Origin of the sequence: Amycolatopsis sp. NPDC006125, from assembly GCF_040614195.1 — a bacterium.
GTDB lineage: Bacteria > Actinomycetota > Actinomycetes > Mycobacteriales > Pseudonocardiaceae > Amycolatopsis_E > Amycolatopsis_E tucumanensis.
The window spans coordinates 39,158-62,443 of sequence record NZ_JBEXTZ010000005.1; the positions used below are offsets into that span (position 1 = coordinate 39,158).

27 protein-coding genes are annotated in these 23,286 nt (G+C 70.8%); 17 read left to right on the plus strand and 10 right to left on the minus strand.

Annotated elements, in window-relative coordinates; genetic code table 11:
* Positions 1-16: 16 nt before the first annotated feature.
* From ABZ193_RS04250 to ABZ193_RS04295, 10 genes are all read left to right on the plus strand, one after another.
* On the plus strand, positions 17-1,306 hold the full coding sequence (locus tag ABZ193_RS04250) for an NAD(P)/FAD-dependent oxidoreductase (RefSeq protein ID WP_354708849.1): 1,290 nt from the start codon (positions 17-19) through the stop codon (positions 1,304-1,306).
* A 73-nt stretch (positions 1,307-1,379) separates the two neighbouring features.
* A complete protein-coding gene (locus ABZ193_RS04255; protein ID WP_354708851.1) occupies positions 1,380-1,910 on the plus strand; it encodes a hypothetical protein in 531 nt (176 codons plus the stop codon).
* Entirely contained in the window at positions 1,910-2,251 is a 342-nt protein-coding gene (locus ABZ193_RS04260) for a hypothetical protein (protein ID WP_354708853.1), read from the plus strand. Before ABZ193_RS04255 ends, ABZ193_RS04260 begins: the two co-directional genes overlap by 1 nt.
* Before the next feature lie 179 nt (positions 2,252-2,430).
* The gene (locus ABZ193_RS04265; RefSeq protein ID WP_354708855.1) at positions 2,431-2,940 is read left to right on the plus strand and encodes a DoxX family membrane protein; all 510 of its coding nucleotides are present in this window, start codon (positions 2,431-2,433) and stop codon (positions 2,938-2,940) included.
* Between the two features lie 3 nt (positions 2,941-2,943).
* Positions 2,944-4,383 (plus strand): amidohydrolase family protein, encoded by a 1,440-nt coding sequence (locus tag ABZ193_RS04270; RefSeq protein WP_354708856.1) that lies wholly within the window; start codon positions 2,944-2,946, stop codon positions 4,381-4,383.
* A 5-nt stretch (positions 4,384-4,388) separates the two neighbouring features.
* Positions 4,389-5,531, plus strand: a complete 1,143-nt coding sequence (locus ABZ193_RS04275) for a CaiB/BaiF CoA-transferase family protein (RefSeq protein ID WP_354708956.1) — start codon at positions 4,389-4,391, stop codon at positions 5,529-5,531.
* Complete coding sequence (locus ABZ193_RS04280) at positions 5,524-6,318, plus strand: citryl-CoA lyase (protein WP_354708857.1); 795 nt, start codon at positions 5,524-5,526, stop codon at positions 6,316-6,318. The genes ABZ193_RS04275 and ABZ193_RS04280 overlap by 8 nt, the downstream gene beginning before the upstream one ends.
* Complete coding sequence (locus tag ABZ193_RS04285; protein ID WP_020418881.1) at positions 6,311-7,171, plus strand: extradiol ring-cleavage dioxygenase; 861 nt, start codon at positions 6,311-6,313, stop codon at positions 7,169-7,171. Before ABZ193_RS04280 ends, ABZ193_RS04285 begins: the two co-directional genes overlap by 8 nt.
* Positions 7,168-7,527 carry a hypothetical protein gene (locus tag ABZ193_RS04290; protein WP_020418882.1) on the plus strand — a complete coding sequence of 120 codons (360 nt, stop codon included), beginning with the start codon at positions 7,168-7,170 and terminating at the stop codon, positions 7,525-7,527. The genes ABZ193_RS04285 and ABZ193_RS04290 overlap by 4 nt, the downstream gene beginning before the upstream one ends.
* Before the next feature lie 134 nt (positions 7,528-7,661).
* Positions 7,662-8,036 carry a VOC family protein gene (locus tag ABZ193_RS04295; protein ID WP_354708858.1) on the plus strand — a complete coding sequence of 125 codons (375 nt, stop codon included), beginning with the start codon at positions 7,662-7,664 and terminating at the stop codon, positions 8,034-8,036.
* A gap of 36 nt (positions 8,037-8,072) precedes the next feature.
* Here ABZ193_RS04295 and ABZ193_RS04300 read toward each other — a convergent pair whose 3' ends face one another.
* The gene (locus ABZ193_RS04300; RefSeq protein ID WP_354708860.1) at positions 8,073-8,870 is read right to left on the minus strand and encodes an IclR family transcriptional regulator C-terminal domain-containing protein; all 798 of its coding nucleotides are present in this window, start codon (positions 8,868-8,870) and stop codon (positions 8,073-8,075) included.
* Between the two features lie 47 nt (positions 8,871-8,917).
* Here ABZ193_RS04300 and ABZ193_RS04305 point away from each other — a divergent pair, with 47 nt between their 5' ends.
* A complete protein-coding gene (locus ABZ193_RS04305) occupies positions 8,918-9,532 on the plus strand; it encodes a class I SAM-dependent methyltransferase (RefSeq protein ID WP_237339108.1) in 615 nt (204 codons plus the stop codon).
* Here ABZ193_RS04305 and ABZ193_RS04310 read toward each other — a convergent pair.
* Complete coding sequence (locus tag ABZ193_RS04310) at positions 9,529-10,404, minus strand: NAD-dependent protein deacetylase (protein WP_237339109.1); 876 nt, start codon at positions 10,402-10,404, stop codon at positions 9,529-9,531. The two genes, ABZ193_RS04305 and ABZ193_RS04310, sit on opposite strands and share 4 nt — an antisense overlap.
* Positions 10,405-10,467: 63 nt before the next feature.
* Here ABZ193_RS04310 and ABZ193_RS04315 point away from each other — a divergent pair, with 63 nt between their 5' ends.
* Entirely contained in the window at positions 10,468-10,974 is a 507-nt protein-coding gene (locus ABZ193_RS04315) for a DinB family protein (RefSeq protein ID WP_237339110.1), read from the plus strand.
* Here the strand turns inward: ABZ193_RS04315 and ABZ193_RS04320 are convergent.
* Positions 10,956-11,333 (minus strand): MerR family transcriptional regulator, encoded by a 378-nt coding sequence (locus tag ABZ193_RS04320; protein WP_020418888.1) that lies wholly within the window; start codon positions 11,331-11,333, stop codon positions 10,956-10,958. The genes ABZ193_RS04315 and ABZ193_RS04320 overlap by 19 nt on opposite strands.
* A gap of 59 nt (positions 11,334-11,392) precedes the next feature.
* Between ABZ193_RS04320 and ABZ193_RS04325 the strand changes: the two genes are divergently transcribed.
* The gene (locus ABZ193_RS04325; protein WP_354708862.1) at positions 11,393-12,553 is read left to right on the plus strand and encodes an MFS transporter; all 1,161 of its coding nucleotides are present in this window, start codon (positions 11,393-11,395) and stop codon (positions 12,551-12,553) included.
* On the opposite strand, the gene ABZ193_RS04330 is transcribed toward ABZ193_RS04325, so the two are convergent.
* The gene (locus ABZ193_RS04330) at positions 12,543-14,411 is read right to left on the minus strand and encodes an MFS transporter (RefSeq protein WP_237339111.1); all 1,869 of its coding nucleotides are present in this window, start codon (positions 14,409-14,411) and stop codon (positions 12,543-12,545) included. The genes ABZ193_RS04325 and ABZ193_RS04330 overlap by 11 nt on opposite strands.
* Before the next feature lie 177 nt (positions 14,412-14,588).
* Here ABZ193_RS04330 and ABZ193_RS04335 point away from each other — a divergent pair, with 177 nt between their 5' ends.
* Positions 14,589-16,160: an SIR2 family protein gene (locus ABZ193_RS04335; protein ID WP_237339112.1), complete on the plus strand. Its 1,572-nt coding sequence runs from the start codon at positions 14,589-14,591 to the stop codon at positions 16,158-16,160.
* Here the strand turns inward: ABZ193_RS04335 and ABZ193_RS04340 are convergent.
* The gene (locus ABZ193_RS04340) at positions 16,157-16,354 is read right to left on the minus strand and encodes a hypothetical protein (RefSeq protein ID WP_237339113.1); all 198 of its coding nucleotides are present in this window, start codon (positions 16,352-16,354) and stop codon (positions 16,157-16,159) included. The genes ABZ193_RS04335 and ABZ193_RS04340 overlap by 4 nt on opposite strands.
* Positions 16,355-16,584: 230 nt before the next feature.
* On the minus strand, positions 16,585-17,766 hold the full coding sequence (mftD, locus tag ABZ193_RS04345) for a pre-mycofactocin synthase MftD (protein WP_020418891.1): 1,182 nt from the start codon (positions 17,764-17,766) through the stop codon (positions 16,585-16,587).
* Between the two features lie 123 nt (positions 17,767-17,889).
* Between mftD and ABZ193_RS04350 the strand changes: the two genes are divergently transcribed.
* Positions 17,890-18,249, plus strand: coding sequence for an STAS domain-containing protein (locus ABZ193_RS04350; RefSeq protein WP_020418892.1), 360 nt, complete (start codon positions 17,890-17,892; stop codon positions 18,247-18,249).
* On the opposite strand, the gene ABZ193_RS04355 is transcribed toward ABZ193_RS04350, so the two are convergent.
* Both ABZ193_RS04355 and ABZ193_RS04360 read right to left on the minus strand, forming a co-directional pair.
* Positions 18,218-18,628 carry a DUF6463 family protein gene (locus ABZ193_RS04355; RefSeq protein WP_237339114.1) on the minus strand — a complete coding sequence of 137 codons (411 nt, stop codon included), beginning with the start codon at positions 18,626-18,628 and terminating at the stop codon, positions 18,218-18,220. The genes ABZ193_RS04350 and ABZ193_RS04355 overlap by 32 nt on opposite strands.
* Entirely contained in the window at positions 18,613-19,194 is a 582-nt protein-coding gene (locus tag ABZ193_RS04360) for a DUF2867 domain-containing protein (RefSeq protein WP_237339115.1), read from the minus strand. Before ABZ193_RS04360 ends, ABZ193_RS04355 begins: the two co-directional genes overlap by 16 nt.
* A 166-nt stretch (positions 19,195-19,360) precedes the next feature.
* Here ABZ193_RS04360 and ABZ193_RS04365 point away from each other — a divergent pair, with 166 nt between their 5' ends.
* Positions 19,361-19,813 (plus strand): TetR family transcriptional regulator, encoded by a 453-nt coding sequence (locus ABZ193_RS04365; RefSeq protein WP_237339116.1) that lies wholly within the window; start codon positions 19,361-19,363, stop codon positions 19,811-19,813.
* A gap of 192 nt (positions 19,814-20,005) precedes the next feature.
* Here the strand turns inward: ABZ193_RS04365 and ABZ193_RS04370 are convergent, their stop codons facing one another.
* Entirely contained in the window at positions 20,006-20,287 is a 282-nt protein-coding gene (locus ABZ193_RS04370; RefSeq protein ID WP_237339117.1) for a DUF6191 domain-containing protein, read from the minus strand.
* 36 nt (positions 20,288-20,323) lie between these two features.
* Positions 20,324-21,976 carry a tryptophan 2-C-methyltransferase gene (tsrT, locus tag ABZ193_RS04375; protein ID WP_020418897.1) on the minus strand — a complete coding sequence of 551 codons (1,653 nt, stop codon included), beginning with the start codon at positions 21,974-21,976 and terminating at the stop codon, positions 20,324-20,326.
* Between the two features lie 53 nt (positions 21,977-22,029).
* Between tsrT and ABZ193_RS04380 the strand changes: the two genes are divergently transcribed.
* Positions 22,030-23,250: an AraC family transcriptional regulator gene (locus ABZ193_RS04380; protein ID WP_084506109.1), complete on the plus strand. Its 1,221-nt coding sequence runs from the start codon at positions 22,030-22,032 to the stop codon at positions 23,248-23,250.
* Positions 23,251-23,286 lie beyond the last annotated feature (36 nt).

Consider the following 23,286-nt stretch of genomic DNA (forward strand, 5'->3'; position numbering starts at 1 on the left):
GGACGGGGGAGGCGTCATGACCAAGCGCATCGTGATCGTCGGCGGTGGTTTCGCCGGCTTCTCGGCGGCCCGTGCACTGCTCAAGACCCTCCCGCCGGATTCCGGCACGGAGATCGTGCTGGTCAACCGCACCGACTACTTCCTGTACCTGCCGCTGCTGCCCGAGGTCGCGGCGGCGGTGATCGACCCGCGGCGCGTCACCGTGTCGCTGCCCGCCGCGCTGCCCGGAATCCGGCTCGCGCTCGGCGAGGTGACGGCGCTGGCGCTGGACGACCGCAAGCTGACGTACGTGGACCCGGAGGGCACGTCGCGTGGGCTCGAGTACGACCGCCTGATCATCGCGGTCGGCAGCGTCAACAAGCTGCTGCCGATCCCCGGCATCGCCGAGCACGCGCACGGGTTCCGCAGCGTGTCGGAGGCGTTGTTCCTGCGTGATCACGTGATCCGGCAGGTCGAGCTGGCGGCCGCGGCGGACGACCCGGCGGAGCGGGACGCGCGCTGCACCTTCGTCGTGGTCGGCGCCGGTTACACCGGGACCGAGGTGGCCGCGCAGGGGCCGCTGTTCACCAGCGCCATCGCGCGGCACCACCGCGAGCTGGACGGGCAGCGGATGCGGTGGCTGTTGCTGGACCTGGCGCCCAAGGTGCTGCCCGAGCTGGACCGCAGGCTGTCGCGCGCCGCGGACCGGGTGCTGCTGCGGCGGGGTGTGGAGATCATGACGGAGACGTCGGTGAAGGAGGCGACGACCGACGGCGTGCTGCTGACGACCGGCGATTTCGTGCCCACCCGGACGCTCGCGTGGTGCGTCGGTGTGCGCCCCGACCCGCTGGTGGAGTCCGCGGGTGTCGCGACCCAGCGGGGGCGGCTCTGCGTCGAGCCCACGCTGGTCGTGCCCGGCCACCCGGAGGTGTTCGCCTGCGGGGACGCCGCGGCGGTGCCGGACCTGACCCGGCCGGGCGAGGTGACGGCGATGACGGCCCAGCACGCCACGCGGCAGGGCACGCTGGCCGGGCTCAACGTGGCGGCGACCCTGGGGTACGGCGAGGTGCGCCAGTACAAGCACCACGACCTCGGTTTCGTGGTCGACCTGGGCGGCGCCCAAGCGGCGGCCAACCCGTTGCACGTCCCGCTGTCGGGCCTGCCGGCGAAGGCGGTCACCCGCGGCTATCACCTGATGGCGATGCCGGGAAACCGCATCCGGACCGCGGTGGACTGGGCCCTCGACGCGACGATCGGCCGCCAGACGGTGCAGCTCGGGCTGGTGCGCTCGGACGAGGTGCCACTGGAGACGTCGCAGGTGCGTTGACCGCCTTCTTTGGACTCTGGGACTCGGCCCCGGTCGACTGGGATTGCGGGCACCGGCAAACCGGACCATCAAAGTGCTGGTGGAAGCCAATGGTCAGGTCCAGGTGCGCATCGAGGTCAAGAAGATCAACGACCCCTTGCGCATCGAGCACGCATCGCAGCTCTTCCGGTACTTCGCGGTCACGAACGCGCGGATCGCCATTCTGACGAACGGTGAGGTCTACGAGTTCTATACCGACCTTGACGCGCCCAACCGCATGGACTCCAAGCCCTTCCTGGTGCTGAACTTCTCGGACATCGACGAGACCCTCCTGCCGGAGCTCGCCAAGCTGGCGAAGGACTCCTTCAACCTCGAATCGGTCATCAGCGCCGCCGGTGAATTGAAGTACATCGGCCAGTTGAAGCGCGTGTTGGCGGCTCAGTTCAAACAGCCGGAGGACGAATGGGTGCGTTTCCTGACCACCCGGGTCTACGACGGCTCCTTCACTCAGCGGGTCCGCGACCAGTTCGTGCCGTTGGTCGACAAGGCCATGCGGCAGTTCCTCAACGAGCAGGTCAACGACAGGTTGAAGAACGCGGTGGGTGGACCGGACCGCGGGACGTGATGACGACGGAGGACGAGCTGGACGGCTACCGGATCGTCCGCGCGGTCGTCTGCGGCGAAGTTGCGGCTGCTCGTGTCGTGGGACGTGACACGAAGACGTGCTTCGGCGTCCTGCTCGACAACAACCGCAAGCCCGTCGCGCGGCTCTGGTTCAACCGCAGCCAGAAGTACCTCGGCGTGTTCGACGAGAACAAGGTCGAGACGCGCATTCCCATCGAATCGTCCGAGGACATCTACCAGCACGCGGACCATCTGCGGACGACGGTGCGCCGGTATCTGGGCCGCCCTGTGGCGGTTGTGGCGCCGGGCGCCGGCGCCAGTCCGGTTCCCCTGCAGGCCTGAGAGCGGTTCGCAAGCACCTCCCCGCGGCGGTTCCCCGCTGCGCGCATCCGCGCGAATGCCGGTGTGCCTGAATGTGCACGCCCTCCGACCCGTTGACGCCCGCGCCCTTGACTTCCGCGCCACCCGGGACCAAGCTGTCCGTCAGGCGGACACTGGTCCGAAAGTGAAGAGGTGCGGTGATGGACCTCGGTCTGGCGCTGCTGCGGCTCCTGCTCGCCGCGCTGCTGTTCGGCCACAGCACGCAGAAGCTGCTGGGCTGGTTCCACGGCGCCGGCCGCGCGGGCACCGCCCAGGTCTTCGAACAGTGGGGCTTCGTCCCGGGACTCAGGCTCGTCGTCGTCGCGGCACTGGCCGAGCTCGCGGGCGCCGGGAGCTTCGCGCTGGGGCTGCTCACCCTCGGCGGCGCCGCGGTGATCGTGGGCACCATGGCCGTCGCCGCGGTCGCCACCGCTCCCAACGGCTTCTGGGCGCAGCGGGGCGGCTGCGAGGTGCCCTTCTGCTACGGCGCGCTCGCCCTCGTCCTCGCATTCACCGGTCCCGGCGCCTGGTCCCTGGACCACGCCCTGAACCTGCACTTCGGCCCGTGGTGGGGCCTCGGCGCGCTCGCGCTCGGGCTGCTCGCCGCCGCCGTCCCCCTCACCGCCCGCGCCCGCGTGCTGCGCGCACGGGCCACGACCACCACGAGGTGACCCATGACCGGCCCCATCCTGTTCCGCGACGCCACGATCCTGTCCATGGACCCGGCGATCGGCGACCTCGACGGCGGCGACCTCCTCGTCCGCGGCGACCGCATCGAGCAGGTCGGGCACAACCTGAAAGCACCGCCCGGAACAACCGTCGTCGACGCGCGAGGCGGCATCCTCCTGCCCGGCATGGTCGACACCCACCGGCACATGTGGCAGACCGCCCTGCGCGGCCTCGGCGCCGACTGGACGCTGTCCCAGTACTTCGTCTTCTACTACCTGAACTGGGGCAAGATCTTCCGCCCCGAGGACATCCACGCCGGCAACCTGCTGTCCGCCATCGAGGCACTCGACGCCGGCGTCACCACCACCGTCGACTGGTCCCACGGCCTGCAGACCCCAGAACACGGGGACGCCGCCGTCGAGGCCCTGCGCGCGGTGCCCGGCCGCTTCGTCCTCGCCTACGGCAACCTCCTCGGCGCGCCCTGGGAATGGGCCAACTCCGCGGAGTTCCGGGCGTTCGTCGACCGCCACTTCACCTCCCGCGACGACATGCTCGGCCTGCAGCTGGCCTTCGACGTCACCGGCGACGCGGCGTTCCCCGAGAAGGGCGCCTTCGAGGCCGCCCGTGAACTCGACCTGCGCGTCACCACGCACGCCGGCGTCTGGGGCGCCACCGGCGACGACGGCATCCGCCTCATGTGGGACAACGGGTTCTGCACGCCCGGCGTCACCTACGTGCACGCGGCGACCCTGAGCGAGGACTCCTACCAGCGCATCGCGGCGTCCGGCGGCACCGCGTCGGTCTCCACCGAGAGCGAGCAGAGCGCCGGCCAGGGCTACCCGCCCACCTGGCAGCTGCGCAGGCACGGCATCCCGGTGTCCCTGTCGATGGACACCAGCGTGTGGTGGAGCGGCGACCTGTTCTCCGCCATGCGCGCGACGCTGTCCGCGGACCGGTCCCGCGAGCACCTCGAAGCCCACGCGGCGGGCGAAACCGTGGTGCACAACAAACTCCGTGCCCGCGACGTCGTCGAGTGGGCCACCATCGGCGGCGCCCGCGCCCTCGGCCTGGACGACCGGATCGGCTCGCTCACCCCGGGCAAGAAGGCCGACGTCGTGCTCATCAAGAACGACCGCTCACCGGTGATGTTCCCCGTCCTGCACCCCTACGGGCACGTCGTCTACCAGGCCGGGCGCGGCGACGTGCACACCGTGCTGGTCAACGGGACCGTCGTCAAACGCGACCACCAGCTCGTCGTCCCGGGCCTGGACCGGGCACGGGCCGCGGTCGAGGCGACCGTGTCCTACGCGCGGTCCACCATGGGCGAGGAGGCCTGGCAGCAGGCCCGCGAGCCGGAGATCCCGGCGACGGAGGTGATCCCCAACCCCTACACCTACACGGACTACACGGGCGACGGCGTCGCCGTGCAGCACGCGGACGCATGACGGACATGAGTCCGAACAGCGGCCCGCTCTCGGGTGTCCTGATCGCGGACTTCTCCCGGATCCTGGCGGGCCCGTACGCCACCATGCTCCTCGCCGACCTGGGCGCGGACGTGGTCAAGGTGGAGGGCCCGGCCGGCGACGACACGCGCTCGTGGATGCCGCCGGTGCGCGACGGCGTGTCGACTTATTACCTCGGCATCAACCGGGGCAAGCGCTCCATCGCGCTGGACCTCCGCGACGAGGCCGACGCCCGCGTGGCGCGGGAGCTGGCGCGGCGGGCCGACGTGCTGATCGAGAACTTCAAGCCGGGCGGGCTGGGCAAGTACGGCCTGGACTTCGAGGCCGTGCGGGAGGGCAACCCGGGCATCGTCTACGCCTCGATCAGCGGCTTCGGCTCCGGCGCCGGCCGGGACGTGCCGGGTTACGACCTGATGGTGCAGGCGATCTCCGGTCTGATGTCGCTGACCGGCGATCCGGACGGGCCGCCGTACCGGGCGGGCATCTCGGTGTTCGACGTGATGGCGGGCAACCACGCGGTGATCGGGATCCTGGCGGCGTTGCGGCACCGGGAGGCGACCGGGCAGGGGCAGCACGTCGAGGTGAACCTGTTGTCCTCGGCGCTGACCGGGCTGGTCAACCACAGTTCCGCGTACGCGGCGGGCGGCACCGTGCCGTACCGCATGGGCAACGCGCACCCGAGCGTGTTCCCGTACGAACCGCTGCCGACGGCGGACAACGACCTGATCGTGGCGGCGGGCAACGACGCCCAGTTCGTCAAGCTCTGCCAGGTCCTGGGCATCCCGGAGATCGCGGAGGACGAGAGGTTCGCCCGCAACGCCGACCGCACCGCCAACCGCGAGGAGCTGCGGCCGATCCTCGTGGACCGGCTCAAGCACCGTGGCGCGGTGGAGTGGTTCGACCTGCTGGTGGCGGCCGGGGTGCCGTGCGGGCCGATCAACACCATCGACGGCGGGTTCGCGATGGCCGAGCGGTTCGAGCTGGACCCGGTCGTGACGGTCGGCGGCATCCCCACGACACGGCACCCGATCCGGTTCTCGCGGACGCCGGTGTCCTACCGCCTGCCGCCGCCGGAGCTGGACGAGCACGGCGCGGAGATCCGCAAGTGGCTGGAGGAGGAAGGTGCCTGAGTATCCGACAGCCCAGTACCCCACAGCTCTGGGTGCGTCGTCGCTGGAGAAGATCACGTTGCTGGGCCAGGACCTGGCGCGGGACGTGATGGGCGAGGTCGGCTTCGGCGAGCTGGCGTTCTGGCTGGCCACCCAGCGGCGGCCCAGCAAGGGCGAGACGCGGGTGTTCGAGGCCGTGCTCGCCGCGCTGGCCGACCACGGGTTCACCCCGACCGCGATCGTGACGCGGCTGACGTATCTGTCGGCGCCCGATTCGATCCAGGGCGCGCTGGCCGCCGGACTGCTCGGCGGCGGCTCCCGGTTCCTCGGCGTGACCGAGGACTGCGGCCGGTTCCTGCACCACGCACTGTCCACAACAGACCGGCCGGTCGACGACGAGCTGGCGCTGGAGATCGTGCGGGCCGAGCGTGCGGCGGGCCGGTTCGTCCCGGGGCTCGGCCACCACGTCCACAAGAACGGCGATCCCCGCACCCCGCGGCTGTTCGAGATCGCCCGCGAGGAGGGCAAGTTCGGGCCGCACCTCGCGTTGTTCGAGGCCATCGGGCGCGTGCACCCGCAGGTGCTCGGGAAGACGTTGCCGCTCAACGGAGCCGGCGCGTGCGGCGCGGCGCTGGCCGACCTCGGGCTGCCGCTGGAACTGCTGCGTGGGTTCGCCCTGCTGGCCCGCGCCGCGGGGCTCATCGGGCAGCTCGCCGAGGAACTGCGCACGCCCGTCGCTAACGAGATCTTCCTGTCCGTCGACCTCAACAACCGGCCCATCCCACCGGCAGGAGGCAACCATGGCTGAACTGGTCGCGGTGATCGCGTCCACGCACCACCCGTTCTACTACCGGGCCAGCACGGCCACCGGCGCGGACCGCCCGGACTTCGCGGACGAGTGGGTCCGCAAGGTCGAGGCGTTCCGCGAGACCCTGACCCGGGCCCGGCCGGACGTGCTCGTGATGGTCGGCTCGGACCACTTCCACCAGCTGTGGCTGGACAACATGCCGCAGTTCCTGGTCGGCAAGGCGCCCTTCTACGACGCGAACTTCTACAACGAGGAACGCGAGTTCGGGCTGCCGCGGATGCTGCTGAAGGGGCAGGAAGACCTGTCCGCGTACGTGCTGCGGGAAGGTCTCGACGCCGGTTTCGACCTCGCGTTCTCCAACGAACTGCGCATCGACCACTCGATCACGTGCCCGATCATCACGCTGCGGCCGCAGAACGACCTGCCGATCGTCCCGATCTACACCAACATCTTCGCGCCGCCGCTGCCGCAGCCGAAGCGGTTCGTCCAACTGGGACGGACGATCCGGCAGCTGATCGAGTCGTGGCCGTCGGACCAGCGGGTCGCCGTCATCGGCACCGGGCACCTCTCGCTCGAACTGGGCGGTCCGCGGCAGTTCGGGCCGCACGGGCCGGATCCGGAGTTCGACCGCAAGGCCGTCGACTGGATCGCCAACGGCGACATCGAGAAGTGCCTGGGCGAGGTCACGCTGGAAAGCCTGCACCTGCCCGGCAACGCCACGCACGGGTTCATGGACTTCATGCTGATGATGGGTGTGGCGGGGGAGGGGCAGCGGGTCGACTACGTCGACACCTACGACCTGTTCCACACGATGGAGGCCTACTTCACCTGGTACCCGGGAGGTCCGCGGTGAGCAAGTACCTGCTGGACAAGTTCCTGTTCACCGTCGACCGCGACCCGGAGCTGGTCGAGCGCTACCGCGAGGACCCGGCCGGGACGGTCGAGTGGTGGGAGGAGACGCAGGCGAACCGGATCCTGAACTGCGTGGGCGCCGAATCCTCGACGTGGCTGGCGTTCGAGGAGGAGGAGCGCGCGGCGCTGGCCGGGCACGACTACGTGAAGCTCTTCGAGCTGGGCGCGCACCCGTTCCTGACGCTGACGCTGTTCATCGGGATGTTCGAGCGGGACCACGGGCCGCTGGAGTTCCAGAAGGAGTACGCGCGGCGGCTGGCGCACTTCTCGTTGCCATATCCGGACATCACCACGTAGGCTGACGGCGTGATCACCGGAACGGCCTCGCGCCACACACGGGAAGGCGATCCGGTGACGGTCTGATCGGCGCGCGTGGACCGCCGGGAGCATCCGCTTCCGCGCTGTCCACCCAACCGATCGAAAGGACTTCCTTGACCGTCACCTTCAACCACACCATCATCGCCGCCAAGGACCGCCACGAGTCGGCCCGCTTCTTCCGTGAACTGCTGGAAGTCGCCGAGGCACCGTCGTGGGGGCCGTTCGTCAACGTCATGCTCGACGAGGGCGTGCTGCTGCAGTTCGCCGAACCGCCGGTCGAGATCCAGATGCAGCACTACGCCTTCCTCGTCGACGACGAGCTGTTCGACCGCGCCTACGCGCGGCTCGTCGAGCGGGGCATCGAGCACTGGGCGGATCCGCAGACCACGCGGCCCGGCGAGATCAACCACGGGCACGGCGGCCGTGGGGTCTACTTCAAGGACCCCGCGGGGCACGCGATCGAGCTGATCACGCGGCCCTACCTGTAGTGGATGTGCTGTGGCGGCTCGCTCGGCGAACGTCGCCTAGGAAACCGTCTTGATGGGGCGGGCGTGCCAGGCGTCCCAGTCGGAGCCGATCGCGCCCGCCGTCTTCAGCAGCAGCGGCAGGTGGTGGCCGATCAGCGTGTCCATCGTCGTCTCGGCGGCGTGGGCGTTCACGTTGACCGCGGCCACCACCCGGCCGTCCCCGTCGCGGATGGGGGCCGCCACCGAGCGGATGCCCAGCGCCAGCTGCTGATCGGTGGCCGCCCAGCCCTTCGTGCGCACGTCGCGCAGCAGGGCGTCGATCTCGTCGCGGCCCGGCTGCCAGCGGGGTTCGACCCCGGACCGGCTCGGCTCGTCCAGCACCCGGTCCAGCTCGTCCGGCGTCAGCGCGGCGAGCAGGACCTTGCCCAGCGACGTCTGCACGGCCGGGAACCGCGTGCCGATCGTGACGGCCAGCGCGACCAGCTTCGGCACCGCCACCCGCGCCACGTACACGATGTCGGACCCGTCGAGCTGCGCGATCGAGCACGACTCGTTCGTCCGGGCGACCAGGTCCTCCAGGTGCGGGCGGGCGAGGTCCCACAGGTTCGCCGAACCGATGTAGGCCATGCCGAGGTCGAGCACGCGCGGGGTGAGCGAGAAGCCGCGTTCGCCGCCGCGCACGTAACCGAGCTGTTCGAGGGTGATGAGGATGCGCCGCGCGGTCGGGCGGGCCAGCCCGGTCGCGGTGGCGACCTCGGACAGCGTCATCACCGGGCGGCCGGGCCGGAAGGCGCACAGGACGTCCAGGCCGCGGGCCAGGGCCTCGATGAAGTCCGGATTGCCGTCTCGACGCATACCAGCAGGTTAGCCGCCACGGCCCCGCGTCGCGGACAATGGCGTCCATGGGCGTCTACGCGAACCGCATCCGGCCACGGCTCGTCAACGCTGCCTGCGGGGCCGCGCAGGCGCACCCGCACCGGGAACGCACCTGCGCCGGGCTGCGCGGCCGGGTGCTGGAGATCGGCTTCGGCTCCGGCCTGAACGTGCCCTTCTACCCGGCGGCGGTCACGGAGGTCGTCGCCATCGAGCCGTCGGACGCGGCCTGGCGGCTGGCGAGTGGACGGCTGGCCGCGTCCGCCGTGCCGGTCGAGCGCGCCGGCCTGGACGGGCAGTCGCTGCCCGTGCCCGCGGACAGCTGCGACACCGCGCTGACGACCTGGACGCTGTGCGCCATCCCGGACCCCGCCGCCGCGGTGCGGGAGATCCGGCGGGTCCTCAAACCCGGCGGCACACTGCACTTCGCCGAGCACGGCCTCGCGCCGGACGCGGGCGTCCGGCGGTGGCAACGCCGGCTGAACCCGCTGCAGCGCGCGGTGTTCGGCTGCCGCCTGACCAACCCCGTCTCGGACCTGCTGACCGCGGCCGGGTTCGCCATCCGGGTGCTCGACGTGTTCTACGAGGCCGGCGCGCCGCGGCCGTTCGGCGCGCAGTCGGTCGGGGTCGCCGTCGCGCCCTAGACAGCCAGGCGCGCGACCAGCTCGGTGAGCGCGCGGCCCAGCGGCAGGTCCACCCGCACGTCCGCGTACTTGTCGCCGCGGGTGGGGCCCTGGTTGATGATCGCCACCGGCTTGCCGGCCTCGGCGGCGCGGCGGACGAACCGCAGCCCGGACATGACCGTCAGGGACGAGCCGAGCACCAGCAGCGCGGACGCCTCGTCCACCAGCCGGAAGCAACGGTCCACACGGGACGGTTCGACGTTCTCGCCGAAGAACACCACGTCCGGCTTCAGCACGCCCGCGCAGGCGGTGCACGGCACGACGCGGAAGCCCCGCACGTCGTCGTCGGCCAGTTCCACGTCGCCGTCCGGGTTGACGCGCGTCGCGGTCGCCGTGAAGTGCGGGTTCGCCTCGCGCAGGCGGCGGTCCAGCTCCTCGCGGGGTGACAACGCGCGACAGGACAGGCACACGACCCGGTCCAGGCTGCCGTGCAACTCGACCGCGTCCGGCGTGCCCGCCGCCTGGTGCAAGCCGTCGACGTTCTGCGTGATCACGCCGCCGACCACGCCCGCGGCCCGCAGCGCCGTCACCGCGCGGTGGCCGTCGTTGGGGCGCGCCCGCGCGATCGTGCGCCAGCCGAGGTGGCTGCGCGCCCAGTACCGGCGCCGCGCGTGCTCGGCCGCCACGAACTCCTGGTACGTCATCGGCGTGTGGCGCCGCAGGCTGCCGGTGGCGCCGCGGTAGTCCGGGATCCCGGATTCGGTCGACAGCCCGGCGCCGCTCAGCACGACCACGCCGCCCCCGTCGGCGATGCGGACCACCTCGTCCAGGCTGGTCGTCCGGGGCAGCGGCTCACCGGCCGGCGTCCAGCTCAGGGTCGGTCGCGTCCGCACCCCACGAGTGTACGTGCGGAAATCCGGTTGGCCGCCGGGCACGGGCGCTGCGATCATCCGGCCGTGTCCCTCCTGCGCTGGCAGTTCGACCTGACCTGGTCGCTGGCCGACCTCCACCTGAGCGCCCTCACCCCGGCGGACTTCCGCTGGGAGCCGGGCCCGCTGACCTGGCACGTCCGTGAGGCCGGGGACGGCTGGACGATCGACTGGGCGGACACCGAGCCGGACCCGGTGCCGGTGCCCACCATCGCCTGGATCGCCTGGCACGTCGGCTGGTGGTGGAGCGTCACGCTGGACCACGCGCACGGCCGCCGGCCCCGCGAGCGCGAGTCGGTCGGCTGGCCCGGTGACGAGAACGCCGTGGCCTGGCTGCGCGAGCTGGCCGCCGACTGGGGCGGCGTCCTCGACCGACTGTCCGATCCGGACGCTCCCGCCGCCTTCCCGTGGCCGGCCGAGGCCGGGCTCACGGTGGCGCACCAGGCCGCCTGGGTGAACGCGGAGCTGATGAAGAACGCGGCCGAGATCGGGCAGCTGCGCCTGCTGCGGGCGGCTCAGGCCACGTCGGGCTGAAGGCCCTGCCGCACGATGTCCAGGTACTCGCTGATCGCGTCCCGGTTGCGGGTGAGGCAGTCGATGCGCCGCGTCATCCGGTCGCGCTCGCGTTCCAGCGTCGCCAGCATCTCCGGCGTGGCGTCGGGGAAGTAGATCGTGCGCGGCTTGTCCAGGCACGGCAGGATCTGCTTGATGATGCGCGTGGGCAGGCCCGCGTCGAGCAGGCCGCGGATCTGCAGCACCCGGTCGACGTTGTACTCGTCGTAGTCGCGGTAGCCGTTGGGCAGGCGCCGGGACACGATGAGCCCCTGCTCCTCGTAGTAGCGCAGCAGGCGGCGGGGCGTTTCGGTGCGTTCCGACAGCTCCCCGATGCGCATGTGGTCCCCCTCACAGCGGTTTGACCTTCACATCTGTGTGATGGTTTCAGCATAACGCCGTGATCGATGTGCTGACCCCTCCCAGACTCCGGCTGCGGTCCCTGCTCGCGTTGACGACCGCGGCGTTCATCACCGTCCTCACCGAAGCCCTGCCCGCCGGCGTGCTGCCCGCGATGAGCGCCGACCTGCGCGTCGGCGAGTCCGCGATGGGGCAGGCCGTCACGATCTACGCGATCGGCACCGCGCTCGCGGCGATCCCGCTGTCCGCGGCGACCGCGGGCTGGCGCCGCAAGCGCCTGCTCCTCGCCGGGGTGGCCGGGTTCGCCGTCGCCAACACCGTCACCGCGGTGTCCGGCGCCTACGTGCTGACCATGGTCGGCCGGTTCGCCGCAGGCGTGGCGGCCGGCGTGGTGTGGGCGCTGCTCGCGGGGTACGCGCGGCGGCTGGCGCCGGAACACCTGCAGGGCAAGGCGATCGCGGTCGTGATGGCCGGCATCCCGCTCGCGTTGTCGCTCGGCGTCCCGGCGGGCACGTTCCTCGGCGAGGTCGTCGGGTGGCGCGTGACGTTCGGCGTGATGTCGGTGATCGCCGTCGTGCTGATCGCCTGGATCGTCGCGGCCGTGCCGGACCAGCCGGGGCAGCGCGACGGCGGCCGGATCCCGGTGCGGCGCGCGGTCGCCGTCCCGGGCGTCGCGCCGGTCCTGGTCGTCACGCTCGTCTTCGTGCTGGCCCACAACGTCCTCTACACCTACCTGGCCACGTTCCTGCACGGCGTCCGGGTCGACGTGGTGCTGCTGGTGTTCGGCGTCGCGTCGGTGCTGAGCATCGCGATCGTCGGCGCGCGCATCGACCGGCAACTGCGGGCGCTGACCGTCGTCGCGACGCTGCTGGTCGCCGTGGCCGCGGTGATCCTGGCCGTGCTGTCCGGCAACGCGGTGCTCGTCTACGCCGGGGCCGCGCTGTGGGGGCTGGGCTGGGGCGGGGTGCCGACGCTGCTGCAGACAGCCGCCGGGAACGCGGGCGGCGAGGCGGCGGACCCCGCGCAGGCCGCGCTGGTGACGTTGTGGAACGCGGCCATGGCGGGCGGCGGCGTGGTCGGCGGGGTCCTGCTCGACGCGTTCGGGCCCGGCGTGTTCCCGTGGACCGTGCTGGTGCTGCTCGTGCCGGTGCTGGCCGTCGTGCTCGGCGCACGCCGGCACGGCTTCCCGGCTAGTTCGTGACCGTGGCGTCCTCCCGGACGAGGACGACCTCGCAGCGCACCGGGCCGTCGCCGACCCGCACCGGAACGGCGGCGGTCCGGTAGCCGTGCCTGGCCACGGCGAGCGCGTAGCGGCCGGGGAGCAGGCCGGGCAGCTGGAACGAGCCGTCCGCGCGGGAGGTGACGCTGCCCGCGACCTCGCCGCGCTCGTCGGTGGCGATCAGCAGCGCGCCGCCCACCCCGACGGTGCCGGTGATGGCGCCGGTGGCCGACAGCGTGAAGTCCACTTCGCCCGGACCGCTCACCGGCGCCGCCTCCGGCTGGAAGCCGGCCGCCGAGCAGACCAGGACGTGCTCGCCGTCCGGGACGTTCAACGAGTACCGGCCGCTCGCGTCGGTCGCGGTGGTGCCGGTCTGCTGCCCGTCCTTGCTGATCAGGGTCACCACCGCGCCTTCGAGCACGCCGCGCGGCGAGCGCACGACGCCCAGCAGCAGGGTCTCCGCCGGGCGCGCGCGGCCGGGGATGAAGAACGCGACGAGCAGCGCGACCACGCACGCCGCGCAGCCGATCAGGAACGTCGTGCGGAACCCGTCCAGGCTGGGCACCGGGGTGCCGCCGAAGTCGATCGTCATGCCGGCGAGCACCATGCCGACCACGGCGCTCGACGACGACGTGCCGATCGAGCGCATCAGCGTGTTGAGGCCGTTGGCCGCGGCGGTCTCGGTGGCCGGGACCGCGCTCATGATCAGGCTGGGCATGGCGGCGTAGGCGAGCCCGACGCCCGCGCCCGCCATCGCCGAGAAGATCGCCATCTGCCAGCCCGCGCCCATCAGCGTCAGCCCGAGCCCGTAACCGGCGCCGAGCACCGTGATGCCGCACAGCAGCGAGACCTTCGGGCCGCGCGCGGCGATCAGGCGGGCCGCGAGCGGGGACATCGCCATCATCAGCAGGCCCGACGGCGCGACGCACAACCCGGCGACCACCATCGACAGCCCGAGCCCGTAGCCGGTCGCGGACGGCAGCTGCAGCAGCTGTGGCGGCACCAGCTGCGTCGCGTACAAGGCGAAGCCGACCATGATCGAGGTCAGGTTGGTGAGCAGGACCGGCCTGCGGGCGGTGGTGCGCAGGTCGACCAGCGGTTCGGCGGTGCGCAGCTGCAGGAACCCCCACGCCACGAACAGCACCACCGCCGCGCCGCCGAAGCCGAGGGTGCGGGTGCTGCCCCAGCCCCAGTCGCCGCCCTTGGAGATCGCCAGCAGCAGGCACACCAGCGCCGCGGACAGCCCGATCGCGCCGGGCAGGTCGAAGCGGCCGGGGGAGCGGACCGCGGACTCGGGCACCACGAGCACGATCAGCACCAGGCTGACGAGCCCGAGCGCGGCCGCGCCGAGGAACAGGATGTGCCAGTTGAAGTGCTCGGCCACCAGCGCGGCGACCGGGAGCGCGAAGGCGCCGCCGATGCCCAGCGACGAGCTCATCAGGCCGACCGCGCCGCCGAGGCGCTCCGGCGGCAGCTCGTCGCGCATGATGCTGATGCCCAGCGGGATCGCGCCGATGGCGAAGCCCTGCAGCCCACGGCCGATCATCATGGGCAGCAGCGCGGTCGTCAGGCCGCACACCAGGGAACCCGCGACCTGCAACGACAGCGCGACGAGCATCATGCGGCGCTTGCCGTACATGTCGCCGAGGCGGCCCAGCACCGGGGTGGCGACCGCGCCGGTGAGCAGGGTGATCGTGATGACCCAGGCGGTGTCGGAGCTGTCGCTGTGCAGCAGCGACGGCAGGTCGGCCAGCAGCGGCACCATGAGGGTCTGCATGACGGCGACGACGACACCGGCCAGCGCGAGAACCGCCGTGAGGCGGCCGGGAGACGAGGACATGCGGCTCCGGAGTTCGTGCACGGATGGTTGCCTTGTGAAAGTACCTTCCGGAACGTCCGGTGCCGAGTGAGTTGTCCCGAAGCTCACTGCGTCCGGACGCGGTGTAACGCAGTTCAAGAAGCGGGCGACTCGTCGGGAAAGGTGTGCGGAGGTGCACGGATGGAGCCCGACGGCAGGATGCCCGGACGAAGCCGCGAGCCGTTCTTCCACCAGCCCCGGACCATCCGGTTGATCGAGGAGATCGCCGCGTCGGAACACCTGGTGATCTACGTCGGCGCCGGTGTCACGATCACCGAGAGCGGCCACAGCTGGAGCAGCATGGTCAAGCTGCTGTTCGGAGAGCTGGGAGAGCGGTCCGAACCGAGTGCAGCCATCGCAGAGACCTTCGACCTGCCGAAACAAGCTTCCATCGCCAACGAGTACTTCCAGCGCGCCGAGCCGGACGCGGCGTCGCGGGTGGTCGCGAACCTCCTGCGCCGGGCGCTCTACCAGGAGGCGCGCTGGCGGGGCGGCGACTACACCGCCGCGATCGGGCAGTTCTGCAAGGAGAAGCTCGCCTCCGGTCACGAAGTCGCCATCGTGACCACCAACTACGACCAGTACCTCGAAAACGGCCTGCGCGACGCGAGCAGCGACTCCGCGACGGCCGAACTGGTCCAGTCACGTGTGCTGCCACTGGACCACGCGCTCGACGAGCAGGCGGTGAGTCGTCTCCTGGAGGAGATCCGCGGCGTCCTGCCGGTGGTGCACCTGCACGGGGTGATCCTGCCGGAGCGCAACGCCGCGGTGGCCGAGGACATCGTGCTCGACGAGGTGGACTACCTCCGGACAGAGGCGGGCAGCAGCGCGGTCCTCACCGGCATGCTGGAGCGCAACGATCTGCTGATCCTCGGATCCAGCCTGGAGGACGCCCCGCTCATGCGGGCACTGTGGAAGACGAAGGCGGCGGGACACCGGCGGTGGGCGCTCTTCCCACGCCAGAACTACCGGGGCTCGCCCGGGGCGTACGGCAACCACCCGCAGACCTACGACGACCTCATCTACGCGCAGCGGCGCCGGTGCGAACTGTTCCGCGTCCAGGTGGTGGCGCCGGACTTCTACTCGCAGGCGCCGCAGTTCGTCAAGGAACTCGCCATCGCCAGTGAGTGCGCCCGCGGCGGGCACGAGGACGCCGCCTACCAGCTGTCCCAGTACGGCATCCGGCTCGCCGACTGGTGGAAGCGCTGGATCGGCGACCGCTCGAACGCCTCCGGTAAGCCGACCGTGAACGCCCAGCGCAAGGATCACAACGAGCTCAAACGCGCTCTGGACCGGATACAGAAGACCGCGGCCGTCATGATCGGGGCCAGGGAGCGGCTCAAGCTCGAACTGTGGGTGCGCTGGAAGCCTTCGTCGCACTGCCGGGGACTTCAGCTGTGGGCGTCCTCGACCGGCACCTGGCTCGACCACCAGACGATGCGGAACGAGGAGATCGACGTCGACAGCGAGTTCCTCGCCGTTCGGGCCTTCTGCAACGGTGTCGTCGAGCTGCAGTCCGGGCCGAACGGCCCGCGGGACCGGTGGAAGAAATCACTGGCGGTGCCGATCCGGGTGGGGTCGGAGTCGCGGAAGTTCCAGGCCGGGGTCATCGTTCTCTCGACCAATGTGCAGGGCCAGGGCTCGATCATCGACGAGCACGACGACGAGCGGATGAACACGCTGATCCGGTTGCTGACCGGCACCGGCCGGGAACGGCTGGAAGCCGGTTAGCCCTCGCCCTGTTCCTGCGCCAGCCGCTTGCTCTCGATGTCGCTGATCCACTTGCGGAGGTCCTTGCCCGCGTTCGGGGGGAGCTCCCGTTGCACTTGGTCGAGGCGGTACCGCCGGTACTCGGCGCGGTCGGCCGGAGCGGCGATCGGCACCTCACGGACGGCGTCGGAACCCTTGTCGATGGAAGAGCTCATCGGTGATCCATCCTCGATTCCCCTGTCCGGTGAAAGTACCGGCAACGCGTCGCGGAACCGCGAGTGCCGACCGGTGTGTCGCGGATCCAGGCTAAGCCCGGGTTTCCTCCGGGCGATGCGGCTGAACGGGTACGTCCGGTAGTCGCGGGCGCGCTCGTTCCGTTACCGGCCGCCGTCGTTGGAAACCCCGGCGGCGGGCTCGTCCGCTCGAAGCCCGCCGCCGGGGTGGCTCAGCTCTTCGGCACGCCGAGGGCGCGCTCGAAGCCAGGCGGAATCACCACGTCGTCGCGGGTGAGGTCGTGGATCGACGTCTTGCCGAGGCCCAGGACGGCCGAGTCGATGCCGCCGCGGAGGATGTCCAGCACGTTCTCCACCCCGGCCTGCCCGTTCGCCGCCAGGCCCCACAGGTACGCGCGGCCGATGAGCACGGCCTTCGCGCCGAGGGCGATCGCCTTGACGACGTCGCTGCCGCGCCGGATGCCGCCGTCCAGCAGCACCTCGACGTCGCCGCCCACGGCGTCCGCGATCGCGGGCAGCGCGCGGATCGGGGCCGGGGTGCCGTCGAGGTTGTTGCCGCCGTGGTTGGACACCGAGATCGCGGTGACGCCGGCGTCCACGGCCCGCTTGGCGTCGTCCACCCGCATGACGCCCTTGAGCATGAACGGCCCGCCCCACTGCTCCCGCAGCCACGCGACGTCCTCCCACGTCGGCAGCGGCGTCTGCATCCACTCGCCGTAGGCGCCGAAGAACGTCGGGGCCGTGCCGCCCGGCGGGGTCAGGTTCGGGGTGGTCAGGTCGGGAAGCTTGCGTGTCTTCGCGAAGTCCCACAGCCACTTCGGCCGCGTGATGCCTTCCGGCGCGAACCGCATCATCGCCTTCAGGTCCAGCTTCTCCGGGATGACCGGGCTGCCCCAGTCGCGGCCGGTGGAGAACGACCAGTCCAGCGTCATGATCAGCCCGACCGCGCCGGCGGCCCTGGCGCGCTCCATGCGCTGCACGAGCACGTCCCGGCTGCCGACCCAGTACATCTGGAAAAAGGTCTGCGGGTTGGCCGCCGCGACCTCCTCGATGGACTTGCTGGCGAACGAGCTGAGACCCATCGCGGTGCCGCGCGCGGCCGCGGCGCGGGCGACGGCCACCTCGCCGTCGGGGTGCACGGCCTGAACGCCGGTGGGAGAGATGACGACGGGCAGCGAGATCGGCTGGCCCATCACGGTGGTGCCCAGTTCGCGCTTGTCGGACAGCCCGGCGACGTGCGGGGCGAAGCCGAGTTCGGCGAACGCCGCGATGTTGTCGTCGACCGTGATCCCGCGTTCGGAACCCGCCACCAGTGCGCCGTAGACCGACTTCGGCAGCCGTTTCCTGGCCCGCCGCTGAGCTTCGGCCACCGTCTCGAACCAACCGTTGGACATCTCGCCACTCCGCCTCGCCGATGAGGGACACCATTTTGGCACTTGATGCCATATTAGGCCACACGGGTTCGCCGGACGCAAGACCGGCTTTGCGCGGTCGGCCGGTCGCGGTTAGATCGAACGGTGTCCTCCTTCCAGCCGAACGAGCCCGTCGCGCACGTGGACGTGCACGTGGAGCACCTGCCCGGCGCGACGCTGGTGCGCGTCGCAGGCGAACTCGACCACCTGACCGCGCCCGCGTTCGAGGCCGTCGCCCTGCCCGCGGCGCGCGCGTGCCCGCGGCGCCTGGTGATCGACCTGAGCGAGGTGAGCTTCCTGGCCTCGGCGGGGATCGCGGTCGTGCTGGCCGCGGGCACCGAGGCGCCGGGGAAGGTGCACGTGGTGGTCGGATCGGGCTTCACCCGGCGGCCGCTGGAGATCACCGGGGCCGACGCGATCGTGCGGCTGTGCACTACGCGCGAGGAGGCCCTGGCCGAGGGGTGACCTCGCGCGCCGCCGCGACGATGAGCGCGCCCGCGACGACTCCGGCGACGAACGGCGACGGCACGAGCAGCAGCCCGCCGACCGCGCACCAGGCCGCGACGGCCCAGCCTAGCCAGGCGGGTGGCGGTGTCCCCCGGCCGGCCAGGTGCCAGGTCAGGCAACCGAGGAGCACCAGCGGGACGCCGAAACTCCCGGGGCCGGCCCAGAAGGCGAGGCCGTTCCGGGTCTCGTCCAGCAGCGGGACGGCCGCCCACACCCCGCGGTCCACCCAGCCGGCGAAGTCGGTCCAGGCGAGGGTTCCGATGAGGGCCAGGTGTCCCGCGCCGAGGGCGACCATGATCCCGCTCGCCCAGCGCAGGCGCGTCACCGAGCCAGCCACGCGCGCTCCCACTGCCGCGTCAGCGCCGGGTAGACCACGAGGTATCGGAACGGGGCGATCACGGTCAGGTAGAGCCGGCCGAACCAGCCGTTGGGCTTGACGAGCACCGCCATCCGCAGCTCGTGGTCGCCGTTCCCGCCGCGGGTCCAGCCGAGGTGCATCACCGTGTGGACGGTCTTGTTCGCCAGCTCGCGCGCGGCTTCCGTGCCCGTCTCGTAGACCGCCTTGAGCGGCATCCCGTCGCTGTCCGGGCCGCGAGGGGCGTCGCGGAGGTCGGCGGGCAGGCGGTCGCGCAGCGAGGCGACGCGGCGGCCGACTCCCGCGGCGGGCGTGTCCCAGCCCAGGAGCGCGCCGATCCGCCAGCGCAGGGCGAACAGGAACCGCACCGCTCGCGGCTGGTGCGTGAGGCTGCCCGCCGTGCGCATCGCGGCGAGCATCGCCGGGAAGTCGCCCGGGCCGGCGCCGGGTGTGCGGAACGACCACACGTCCTCGACCGCGAAGTCGCCGGTGAACTCGTGAATCCGCCACGGGTGCCCGGTGTGGGCGGATTCGGCCAGTCGGGGCATGGGCCACCTCTTTTGTACGGTGCCGTATGGTTCATTTGTACGGTACCGTACACGAAAACGCTGGAGGTGCCAGATTCCCGCCGTCGCCCGCACGACACGTGCCCGCTGGATCGAGGCCGGCCTGGAAGCGCTTTCCGAGGGCGGGCCGGACGCGGTCCGCGTCGAGGTGCTGGCCGCCCGGCTCGGCGTGACGAAGGGCGGGTTCTACGGCCACTTCGACGGCCGTCCCGCGTTGCTGGCCGAGATGCTCGACGAGTGGGAACGCCGGTGCACCGGGGAAATCCTCGCCGCGGTGGCCGGTGACGACGTGGTCGAGCAGTTCCGGCGGGTGGGGCAGCTGAGCTTCAGCGAGGACCTGCACCGGATCGACCTGGCGGTGCGCGCGTGGGCCCGCCACGACGCCGCGGTCGCCGAGCGGCTGCGGCGGATCGACAACGAGCGGATGGACTTCCTGCGCGGGGTGTTCGGCAGTTTCCTGACCGACCCGGACGAGATCGAGGCACGCAGCACGCTCGCATTCGCGCTCGCCATCGGCAGGCACTTCATCGCCGCCGACCACCCGGGCCGCACGAAGCGCGAGGCGATCCACCTGGCGGGCGAACACCTCCTGCGGCGGTGATCCCCAGTCCCGCGGTAGCGAGCCCCAGCCCCGCGGCGCTGAGCCCTAGTCCCGCGGTAGCGAGCTCCAGTTCCGCCGCGGCCAGCCCCAGGCCCGGCGGCGGTGAGCCCCAGTCCCGCGGTAGCGAGCTCCGGTCCCGCCGTGGTGTGCGCCAGTCCCGCCGTGGTGAGCCCAGTCCCGCGGCGGTGAGCCCTAGTGCCGCCGCAGGCGGATGACACCCCGCTCGAGGTCGAGCGCCGGGGGAGCGCCCTGGGCGTCCTCCTCACGCATCATCGACATCGAGTCGCGGTGCTCCAGTTCGAGGCGCTTGGTGCCGTAGAACATGGCCGTCACCTCATCGGCGTACGTGGCAGCCAGCGGCGTGCCGGTCCGCTTGCCCCGCTTCTTGCGGATCAGCTCGACGGTCCCCACGGCGACCAGCAGCAACGTCCCGCCGGGAATCCCCCACGCGATCACGGTCTCGACCGGGTCCACGAGGCCTACAACGAGCGACCACGCGACGCGGTTCCGTCACGCGGGCACCCCCTCCATGATCTCGTACCGCTTGGGCCAGTGGGACCAGTACGCCCCGGTGTAGCCCAGTTCGGTCAGCCGCAGGAGGAACGGGTTGTCCGCGTAGTTGTTGTCCTCCGGGCTGAGACCGGGACGGGTCGGGAGCATGACCCGGAGCCGGTCACGCTGCGGGACGCGCTCCCACAACAGCGCCAGCGCGTGGTCGTACCGCTGGCCGGGGCCCCGCTCGTCCTCGCCGAGGAGGTGTGGCGAGAAGTAGTAGACGGGCCGGAACCGGCCCTGGCGGTCGAACATGAACTGTCGTTCATAGCTCACCGTGTCCGCACTGTCCCCCAGCGGAGTCAGCACGATCGGCTCCTCGGCGTCGTTGGACTGCAGGCCGGGCACCGCCACCTCGCCGCCGCTCGCGGCAGCCAGCTCGCGTCCCAGCGGTGAGTACGGGAACACCCGGATACCGAGCGTGTAACCGACAACCGTCGCGTCCAGGGACTGGAAGTCGTCGACGCACGCCAGCATCGTCTCCGGAGTTTCACCGGGCATGCCGAGCAGCGCCTCGACCATCGTGGCGATGCCGTGCTCGGAGGCCCAGCGGCACACGTTCCGGACGTCTTCGAAGGTGTAGAACCGGGTGCCACCCGAGCTCACCTTCCAGCCGTCGAGCAGTTCGGGCCGCGAATGGTCCGGGGCGACGTTGATGCCCGCGCACCCGGCTTCCGCGAGCAGCGCCGCGTACTCGGCGTCGAAGGGAGCCGGCTGGACGTAGACCCACAAGCGCAGGTCATGCAACGGCGAGGAGGAGTCCCGCGACCTGCGCCGCACGATCTCCCGCAGGACGGCCTTGCTGTGCGCGATGTTCAGGTTGAACTCGCTGTCGGTCGTGTGCAAGTCGTGAATGCCCTGAGCCAGCAGGGTCTCCATCTCGTCCACCACCGCGGTCTCCGTCCGGCGGGCGAACCGGTTGCCCTTGGCATCCGGCTCGACGCAGTGCGTGCAGGCGAAGGCGCATCCGTTCTTGGTGAGGATGTTGCCCAGTCCGCCGCGACGGAAATAGGTGAGGTTGTCGACGCGGTCGGGGCGGCCGGAATGCCGGCGGTAAGGCGTGACCCGCTGGACAAGCGGTACCCGGCCGGCCGCGACGACAGGATCCGGGTGGGGGACGCGGTGCACACCCGCTGCGCCGTGGTTGACGATCAGGCCGGGGACGGTTTCCGGTCGCCTCCCGCCTGCGAGGGCTTCGGCGAGTTGCACCAGCGTGACTTCTCCTGGCCCCTTGACGCCGTAGTCGATTCCGAGGTAATCGACCAGCGCGTAGGGCATCGACGAGAAGCCGACACCCCCTGCCACGACAGGTGAACCCGTGCGGGCGCGCACGCGGTCGATGATCTCCTTGTGGGAGCCGAGGAAAACGCGTTGTTCCTGGGGGTAGATCGTGTCGGTGTTGCGGATGGTGACTCCGATCAGCATCGGCTGCCTGCGACCGAAGTACTCGTCCACGACCTCCGTCCAGTTCGTCCGCGAGAACGTGAGATCCAGGACTTCGACGTCGAATCCGGCGTCCTCCAGCGAGGTCGTCAGGATGTCCAGTGCGTACGGTGTGATCGGCGGGTGCACCAGATTCGGGTTGACGAGCGTGATCAATCCCTTGCTCACTGTTCCCCCAGTTTCTTGGTACTGCTGGTATTTGTCTCCCCGGCAGACTCAGGATGCAGAAAAATCCGCACTACCGGGTAGGGGCCAGCAGTTCGCTGTTGTCGGCCGAACAGGTGAACTGTTCCCGACACCCCGAGTGGATCGCCCGGGCGCGTCGCGGTGCGGCTGATCGCTCGGTACCGTCGTTCCTGGGGGTCAGCGTGGATCCACGAGATCAGGTGGTTCACGCCTGCGAGGAACCGATGGATGAGTTGCCACTCAAGCGATTCGAGTACTACCACACCACGAGGGTCGACGAATCCCGGGACAAGACCGCCCGGATGATGCGATCCCATCGCCTGGTGCCGCTGGATCGTCGCGCCAGCGGGTTCGAGGCGCGCCACCACGTCGCGCCGGTAGGGAAGGCGTCCCTGCACTACGTCAGCTACGGAGCGGAGGACGTCCACGTCATCCCCGGACCGCTGGAGACCTTCTACGTCCTGCTGATTCCCCACACCGGACGTTGCCTGGTCAACACGGGCGGGCAGAGCCGGGTGATCGCACCGGGAACGGCCGCGCTGGTCTCCCCGGACGACGAGCTGGACATGGTGTGGGAGCGGGGTTGCGGGCAGCTTATGGTGAAGTTGCCGCGAGATGTCGTGATGGCGAGGGTCGAGTCGCTCATCCACCGGCAGATCGGGTCGCCGCCGCGGTTCGACCCCTTCGTCGACCTCCGAAGCGGGACGGGCAAGCAGATCCGGGATCTCACCCACGGCATCGCCGAGGGCTTGAGCGCGGGAAACTCGCTCCTGATGCAGCAGGGCGTCCTCACGGCGGTCGAGCAGTTGCTCACCACCGCCGTCGTCTACGCCCAGCCGCACACCTACTCCCACGAGCTCACACGGGCCGAAGCACCGGTGGCGTCGAGAGTCGTGCGTAAGGTGACGGACTACATCGAACAGGTTCCGTCCTTGCCGGCCTCCGCGGCCGAACTGGCCGCGTTCGCCGGGGTGAGCGAACGGTCCCTGCAACGTGCCTTCCGCGAACAACTGGGTGTGTCCCCGATGAGGTACGTGAGCGACGTTCGATTGCGGCGGGTGCACACGGAACTGGCTCGCGCCGGCCGGTCCGGCAACGAGACCGTGACCCAGATCGCATCACGGGAAGGGGTGTCGAATTTCGGACGTTTCGCGCGCCTCTACCGAGAGAGGTTCGGCGAACTCCCGTCGGAGACGAAGCGGCGAGCCGCGCTGACCTCGTTGGCGGAAAGTGGACAAGAACCTGGCGGCAAGTGAATAGGTATGGTCTTGTCACGTTCCTAACTTGGTGTG

What these genes read in the sequence shown, in the direction of transcription:
- ABZ193_RS04260 (WP_354708853.1), top strand. Translation starts at nt 1,910, where the DNA reads ATGACGACGGAGGACGAGCTGGACGGCTACCGGATCGTCCGCGCGGTC.
- ABZ193_RS04270 (WP_354708856.1), top strand. Translation starts at nt 2,944, where the DNA reads ATGACCGGCCCCATCCTGTTCCGCGACGCCACGATCCTGTCCATGGAC.
- ABZ193_RS04305 (WP_237339108.1), top strand. Translation starts at nt 8,918, where the DNA reads ATGGGCGTCTACGCGAACCGCATCCGGCCACGGCTCGTCAACGCTGCC.
- ABZ193_RS04275 (WP_354708956.1), top strand. Translation starts at nt 4,389, where the DNA reads ATGAGTCCGAACAGCGGCCCGCTCTCGGGTGTCCTGATCGCGGACTTC.
- mftD (WP_020418891.1), bottom strand. Translation starts at nt 17,766, where the DNA reads ATGTCCAACGGTTGGTTCGAGACGGTGGCCGAAGCTCAGCGGCGGGCC.
- ABZ193_RS04335 (WP_237339112.1), top strand. Translation starts at nt 14,589, where the DNA reads ATGCCCGGACGAAGCCGCGAGCCGTTCTTCCACCAGCCCCGGACCATC.
- ABZ193_RS04360 (WP_237339115.1), bottom strand. Translation starts at nt 19,194, where the DNA reads ATGCCCCGACTGGCCGAATCCGCCCACACCGGGCACCCGTGGCGGATT.
- ABZ193_RS04285 (WP_020418881.1), top strand. Translation starts at nt 6,311, where the DNA reads ATGGCTGAACTGGTCGCGGTGATCGCGTCCACGCACCACCCGTTCTAC.
- ABZ193_RS04330 (WP_237339111.1), bottom strand. Translation starts at nt 14,411, where the DNA reads ATGTCCTCGTCTCCCGGCCGCCTCACGGCGGTTCTCGCGCTGGCCGGT.
- ABZ193_RS04250 (WP_354708849.1), top strand. Translation starts at nt 17, where the DNA reads ATGACCAAGCGCATCGTGATCGTCGGCGGTGGTTTCGCCGGCTTCTCG.
- ABZ193_RS04300 (WP_354708860.1), bottom strand. Translation starts at nt 8,870, where the DNA reads ATGCGTCGAGACGGCAATCCGGACTTCATCGAGGCCCTGGCCCGCGGC.
- ABZ193_RS04320 (WP_020418888.1), bottom strand. Translation starts at nt 11,333, where the DNA reads ATGCGCATCGGGGAGCTGTCGGAACGCACCGAAACGCCCCGCCGCCTG.
- ABZ193_RS04340 (WP_237339113.1), bottom strand. Translation starts at nt 16,354, where the DNA reads ATGAGCTCTTCCATCGACAAGGGTTCCGACGCCGTCCGTGAGGTGCCG.
- ABZ193_RS04380 (WP_084506109.1), top strand. Translation starts at nt 22,030, where the DNA reads ATGCAGAAAAATCCGCACTACCGGGTAGGGGCCAGCAGTTCGCTGTTG.
- ABZ193_RS04265 (WP_354708855.1), top strand. Translation starts at nt 2,431, where the DNA reads ATGGACCTCGGTCTGGCGCTGCTGCGGCTCCTGCTCGCCGCGCTGCTG.